Annotated in this window: 6 protein-coding genes; all 6 read right to left on the bottom strand. The window is 62.3% G+C overall.

Going from position 1 to position 6,789, the window contains the following annotated elements; genetic code table 11:
* Positions 1-190: hypothetical protein (locus tag NW835_RS05615; RefSeq protein WP_414414744.1), on the bottom strand; the 190-nt coding region annotated here is incomplete at its 3' end.
* A gap of 50 nt (positions 191-240) precedes the next feature.
* Positions 241-1,533: an NAD(P)/FAD-dependent oxidoreductase gene (locus NW835_RS05610; protein ID WP_414414743.1), complete on the bottom strand. Its 1,293-nt coding sequence runs from the start codon at positions 1,531-1,533 to the stop codon at positions 241-243.
* Between the two features lie 76 nt (positions 1,534-1,609).
* Entirely contained in the window at positions 1,610-2,146 is a 537-nt protein-coding gene (gene petC / locus NW835_RS05605) for a cytochrome b6-f complex iron-sulfur subunit (protein WP_414372329.1), read from the bottom strand.
* Between the two features lie 111 nt (positions 2,147-2,257).
* The gene (locus NW835_RS05600; RefSeq protein WP_414414742.1) at positions 2,258-2,881 is read right to left on the bottom strand and encodes a DUF3365 domain-containing protein; all 624 of its coding nucleotides are present in this window, start codon (positions 2,879-2,881) and stop codon (positions 2,258-2,260) included.
* 9 nt (positions 2,882-2,890) lie between these two features.
* Positions 2,891-6,106 (bottom strand): efflux RND transporter permease subunit, encoded by a 3,216-nt coding sequence (locus NW835_RS05595; RefSeq protein ID WP_414372333.1) that lies wholly within the window; start codon positions 6,104-6,106, stop codon positions 2,891-2,893.
* A gap of 139 nt (positions 6,107-6,245) precedes the next feature.
* A partial coding sequence (gene sufR / locus NW835_RS05590; protein ID WP_414414741.1) for an iron-sulfur cluster biosynthesis transcriptional regulator SufR occupies positions 6,246-6,789 on the bottom strand: 544 nt, incomplete at its 5' end.

Here is a 6,789-nt window from a genome sequence, read left to right as displayed (position 1 = left end):
CCAGGGACCCTGTCCCGCCGACGCGACCGGCAACCTCCAAAGCTGCCCCCCCTTGGCCGGGCCGGCCTTGGGATCCCAGCAGCCAGCCGCCCAGCCCCCCTAGCGAGAGGAAGAGCAGCGCCCAGCCCAGGTGACCCCAGCTCCAGCCGGAAAACGTTTGTTGTTGCAACCTGCCGACTTGAGTTTTCATAGCGCAAGTGTTCGGCGTAACTTGAGCGTGACGAGAAAATCGGAACTTTTCTAAGGGGAGACCAAATCTCCCAATGGTTTGGAGATGGGCTCTATCAGAGAGAGCCCCACCCCCTGCAAACTGAGGCGCTCAAACCAAGGCACCGCCCACCCCCAGCGCATCTTGGCCAGGAAATAGTGCTCAAAGGCGGACTTGAGCCAACTGACCCATGGCCCTTGTACGGCCAGGGCGCGGCGGCGGCGCCCCAGCACCGGCAAGACAGGATCCGCCAAAAAGAGAATGCCCGTATCGCCGAAGTCGGCAAAGCAGATGGCTTCCAGCGTCGGGCTCACGGGTTCCCCCCGCAGGGCTCCCAGGCGCAGGGCGATATTGTGCGCCACTGCCATCCCCATCGCCTCGGTCATCTGGCCGGTTTTGGGCACTCCCACCGGCAAAGGGGTTGTCTCGGAAGGGGCTAGCTGGGTCACCACGCCCACCGCATAGAAGCTATCGAAGTCGGGATGCTGGTAGGTGGAAGTTACCGGCAGGAAACCGCGGGCGTCCGTCAGGCCGGGGACTTCCCGCAGGAACTGGGCTCCCCGGAAGGGCGGCAGCAGCATGGCGTAGGCAAAAGGGATCCGCTCCCCTTCTGCCAGCACGATTTCCCCCTCTTCGACACGGGCAATGGCAGTATTGGCCAAAACCCGGATCTGCCGCTGGGCCAGCAGCCGTTTCACCAGCTCCTCGGCCCCCGCCATGCCGCCAATCCCGAAATGGCCAGCATAGGGCTCCGGCGTGATGAAGGTGATGGGCACCTGCTCCCGCAGCCCTCTTTTTCGCAACTGCCCCTCGGCCAGCAAGACAAACTCATAGGCCGGCCCAAAACAACTGGCCCCCGGCACCGCCCCCACCACCAGCGGCCCCGGCTGGCGGAGAAACTCTGCCCACGCCTTCTGAGCTAGCAAAGCATGGTGCGGCGTGCACACCGACTGGGTAAACCCCTGTTCCGGCCCCAGACCTGGGATGGCGTCCAAGGCCAACTCCGCTCCCGTGGCCACCACCAAGTAGTCGTAGGCCAGAGGCTCCCCGTTAACCCGCAGGGTGCGCTTTGGCGGCTGCAAGTCGGTTACCGTGCCCTGGATAAATTCAATCCCCTTCCTCTCCAGCCGCTGCGGCAGCTCCACCTGAATGTCCGCCATCCGCTTCAGGCCCAGCGCCACCCACGGCAGAGAAGGGGTAAACGTAAACTTTGGAGTATTGCTGACTACAGTTACCTGGTGGGATCCCTGCGGCAAAAGATGCCGCAGCTCGTAGGCAGTAGGCAGCCCTCCCAGCCCAGCCCCAATGACGACGACGCGAGCCATCAAAACTGCTCCCCCTCTTTTCTGAACTTGATGAAAAAAACCTGCGGCCAGAAGCCGATCCCAAGAGCGCCCTCCTTCACACCCACCAGGGCAGACTCCCCGTTCGCGGATCGACATCCAACCAGGGAGAGAGCCAGATCCACCCCTCCCGCACCTCCACCCGCACCAGTTTCAGAGGCAGCGCTGCCGGCCCTCGAATCACCGAGCCATCAGCCGCATAGCGGGATCCGTGACAAGGACACTGGAACTCTTCGGCCAGCGGGTTCCATGGGAAGGTGCAGCCCAGGTGGGTACAGTTGTTCACCAGCCCTTGCTCGTCCAGCTCCCCCCCCTCCCTAACGGTGAGGTAGGTGGGCTCCCCCGCCAGACCCGCCACCAGCGCCCGCGTCCCAGGCGGCTCTGCCAAGATCTGCTCCGCCGGGATCGGGTTCCCCAGCTTGTCTTTGGCCAGGGCCGATCCATTGGCGGATCCCTCCGCCGGCGGGATGAGGTAGCGGCCCAGCGGGTAGAGCACCGAACCCGCCACCGCCGCCAGCGCCGAGCCGGTCAGGAAGTTGAGAAAACGGCGCCGCGACAGCGGCGGCTCTTCAAACGGAACCAGGGCAGCGTCCATAGAAATTAAACTCCTTTGCAACCTTCTCCCATCATTATTTTGGCAAACTATATAACTATATGTCGATAAAAAGATAATACAGAGTCCCCTTCCTCTCCCTAGGACAAGGGGCTATTGAGGAGATTCCTCCTCTTCGGGAATGAACACGGCGTACATGCCCCGCAGGTCTCCCACCTTGAAGTCGTAGGCCCGGTCTTGGGGGTACTTGCTGACAATGAAGGCCGGTCGCGAGTCCTTGGGCCCATGACAGGCCAGGCAGCTAGCCTCGACGTTGATGCGGCGGTAGTAGCGAATGCCCCTCTGGCCAGCCAGCACTTCCCGCTCCCAAAAGCCAATGAGCTCCGGATCCCGCTGGAAACGGGCCAGGGCCATCGTGGCGTGTAGATTGTCGGGGGCGTGCTCCGGGTTACGGTACTTTTGGGCAATTTGCTTAACTTGCCAGCCATTTTCTTGGGCCAGGGCCTGCGCCTGCACCGCCACAGGGCGACAAACCTGTTTGAAGGTCTCGGCATCCACCCCCGCAGGTGAGGATCCGGCCAAGCTGGCCGCCAGGCCATGCCGCAGTTGATCCAGGTATTCTACGGACTCCACCGCTTTGGCCAGTTGGGCAGGATCCGGCTGGGCCAAGGCTGCGGCAGCGCTCCAGCCCAAGCTGCCTAAGGCCAGCGCCAGCAGGAGCCATCTTCTCAGGTATGTCCACATCGTCTTGTCTCCTTCTCGAAGGGTGGATGTCAAAAAGTTTCTCTACGGGTGGGATGGCTGGTGCTCCAGAGCCGGCTTGGCTTTGGCAAGGCGGATTTGCTCCCCGTAGAACCAGATGGGAATGACCACCAAGGTCAAGGCGGAAGAGGTCAACATCCCCGTCAACAGCGTCCAGGCCAAGCCCGACCACACCGGGTCGGACAAGATGGGCACCGTGCCCAACATGGTGGTGATGCTGGTCAGCAAAATCGGACGAAAGCGAACGGCCCCGGCTGCCACAATGGCTTTTTCCAGGCTGACCCCCTGGGCCCGCTGATCGGCGATAAACTCCAGCAAGACGATGGCGTTGCGCACCACGATCCCCGCCAAGGCGATCACCCCAATCATGGCCGTGGCGCTGAAGTACACTCCGTTGAGGCTAAAGCCCACCAGGATGCCGATGAGGGCCAGGGGAATGCTGCCCAAGATGATCAGCGGAACCTTGAAGCTGCGGAACTGGCCCACCAGGATGAGATAGATCAACAAAATGGCCACCAGCATCGCGAGGCCCAGATCCCGGAACACGTCTAGGGTCAGCTTCCATTCCCCATCCCACTGGATCCAAAAGCCCTTGGGGAGGGGATGCCGCCAGAAATAGGCTATTTGATCCAAGACTGCATAGACCGAGGAGCGGCGGGCCATCTCGCCCATTACGTAGGCCACGGGCCGCTGGTCTTTATGGAAGATGGGCTCGTCGGCCACCGTGGGCACCCACTCCACCAGCTCCGACAGGGGAACCAGGGATCCCGTCGGCGTCGGCAGTTGAATGCGGTTGAGATCCTCCAGGCTTTGCCGGGCCGACGGCTCGAGGCGGACATGGATCCCCACGGGTGTCAGCTCCCCGGGCAGTTGCAGGATGCTGACGGTGGATCCCCGCAGGGCCAAGCTCAAGGTCTGGGAGACCTCCGCCGTGGTCAGGCCGACGCGGTTGGCCCGCTCCGGATCCACCTTCAGGGTCAACTGGGGAATGGGGTTTTTCACCGAGTCGTCGATGTCCACCACGCCCTCCGTCTCGCCAAACACCTGGCGCACCTGCTTGGCCAACTGCCGCAGTTGGGCGTAGTCGGGGCCATAAATTTCTGCCAGCAGGGTAGACCGCACGGGCGGCCCAGGTGGATCTTCCACCAGCTTGACGATGGCGTTGTGCCGCTCCGCCACCGCTTGCATAGCAGGCCGTAGGCGCAGCACGATCCCTTCCGAGTCGATCCGACGGGCTTCCGGCTGGCTGAGGTGGACGCGGATGTCGGCCACATCCTCGCCCTCGCGGCGGTAGGATCCCCGCAGCAGGCCGTTGAAGTCCACCGGCGCCCCCGTACCGACGTAGGTTTCAAAGCTAAACACCTCGGCATCCTGCTTGAGCACCTCCTCCAGCTCGCGGGCTACAGCGTCGGTAGCGGCCAGCTCCGTCCCCCGCGGCATATCCAACTGCACTAGGAAGGTGTCCTTGTCCGCCTTGGGCAGCATGCGAAACTTTACCACCTGGGTCAGGGGCAGGAGAAAGCTGGCCAAGAACAGGCCAGTGACCACCCCGATCAGCAGACGCCGCCGGAAGGCCGACTCCAGCAGCGGCTGCATTAGGCGGTGGTAGAGCCGATACAGGCGCGTTTCTTCCAGAGCGAGCTGGGGTGGAGAGGCCTCGGTGGAGGGCTTGAGGCGAATCCAACGGGCCGCCAGAAAGGGGGTAACCGTCAGGGCCAGCGTTGTGCTGATGATCATCGCCACCGGCACATTAAAGGGGATCGGCCCCATGTAGGGCCCCATCATCCCCGTGACAAAGCGCATGGGCAGGAAGGCCAAAATGACCGTGATGGTGGAGAGAATAACCGGCACACCCAATTCCTCCACCGCGGCAATCGCCTCCTCCACCTTCTCGCGAAAGTTCATGCCGGGGCGCAGCTCAAAGCGACGGTGGATATTCTCCGTAACGGCGATGGCGTCGTCCACCAAGGTGCCCAGGGCCAGGATCAGGGCAAAGAGGGTGATGCGGTTAATCGTTTGGCCGGCAACCCAGCCCACGCCCAGCGTGCCGGCCAAAGTTAACGGGATTACAAAAGCCACAATGGCCGCCTCCCGCCAGCCCAGGAAGATCAACAACAGGCCCACCACAATGCCGATGGCCTGGAAGAGGCTGTTGTAGAGGTTCCCAACCGCTTTTGAGGCCGTCCGCCCGTCGTTGCGGGTGACGGCAACCTGGATCCCGGGAGGCAACTGCGGCCGCAACTCTTCCAGCCGCCGAAAAATGGCCTTGGCTACGGTGACCGCGTTGGTTCCCGGCTTCTTGGCAATGCCGATGGTGACCGCCGGCTGGGTGATCCACTCTCCCGTCGAGCGGCGGCGCGGATCCGGATAGGGCTCTGTGATGGGCTCGTCGCTGCGGAAGTGGATGCGGGTCAGGGAGGTGCGCTCGGCAAACTCATCCCGCACGCTGGCTACATCTCTGAGATAGACCTCCGGCTTGATCTGAATGGCGGCCACGTCCTCAGCCGAAGCCAGCCGCTGTCCCCCCTCCAGGCGGATCTGCTGGGATCCCACCTCCACGTCTCCCGCCGGCAGTTGCAAGTTTTCGGCGGCAATGCGCTGGGCCACCTGGGTCGGGGAAAGACCATAGCTGGCCAGCCGCTCCGGATCCAGATCCACCCGAATGGTGCGGGGATGCCCGCCCACCAGCGTCAGGTTGGCCGTGTTGGGAAGGCTGCGCAGATCCTCCAGCAGCCGCTCTCCCACCCGCCGTAGCTGATCGTCGCTGTAGTCGGCCCCCGTCAAGGTCAGGGTAACGATGGGAACATCGTCAATGATGACCGGCTGCACCTGATAGCTGGCGCCAGGGGGGAATAGCTCCGGGTGGCTAAACAGATGGTTTTGCAGCTTGAACAGGCTGTCTTCCCAGTTTTCCCCCACCTCATACTGCACCGTGATCAAGCCGCCAGAGGCCTGGGCCACCGAGTAGATGTGGTCGATCCCTGTCAGCTCCCGCAGCTTCGCTTCCACAGGGGTAATCAGCGTCTTCTCCACAACCTCGGCACTGGCCCCCGGATACCGCAAAACTACATCCGCTGCCGGGACGACAATTTGCGGGTTTTCTTCCTTGGGGGTCAAGGTCGCTGCCAGCAGGCCAAAGATGGCCAGGCCCACAATAATCAAGGAAGTAAGCTGGGCGTTGTTGATAAAGTAAGCGGTAACCCGCCCCACCCCTTGGCGCGGCTTCTCCAGCTCTGACATAGGAAAAATCCAGATTGGTTCATGCTTATACTACCATATAGCTATAATTTTATGCATCCATAGCTGCTCTTGCCCGTCTTTAGGAAGCTTTCACCTGAGGTAGGCCCAGCAAAGGACGAACTGCTAATCGTGGCTGGGTCTAGGGGGGGGATCCCGTCTTGGCAATCCAGTAGCCGCACTGGTGTTCTCCGTTCACCTGCCAGGTGAGGCGCTCCACCCGACAATCGGGCAGGGCGGCGGCAAACATCTCCAGCTCGTGGCCGCAGACGCTGGGAAAGCGCTGGGCAATCTGGGCGATGGCGCAGTGGTGCTCCACCAAGACATATTGCTCGACATACTGCTCAGAGCCTTCTGCTGCAATTGGGGCAGCCAGGTTGGCAGGATAGGGGTAGTACTCCGCCATGTAGCCCTCTGCCTGGCGCAACTGCACCAGGCGCTCCAGCCGCTCGGCCAGGGATCCGGAGCCCATCTGGGCTTGGTACTCCTGGGCTTTGCGCTGCCACTGCTGCTGGAGCAGGGATCCCATCTGTTCGGATCCCAGGGTTTCAGCCAGCGTATTGAGCAGACCGAGGGCAAACTCGTCGTAGCCGGTGGGGAATTGCGCTTCTCCTTGGGGGCTGAGCTGATAGAGGTGCTGGGGGCGGCCCAAACCGCTAGCTTGAGCGACATGGTGGATCAGCCCC

It is taken from the genome of Synechococcus sp. OH2 (genome assembly GCF_047462155.1).
In the GTDB taxonomy this organism is placed as follows: Bacteria; Cyanobacteriota; Cyanobacteriia; order Thermostichales; family Thermostichaceae; genus Thermostichus.
This window is presented reverse-complemented; position numbering and strand designations above follow the sequence as displayed.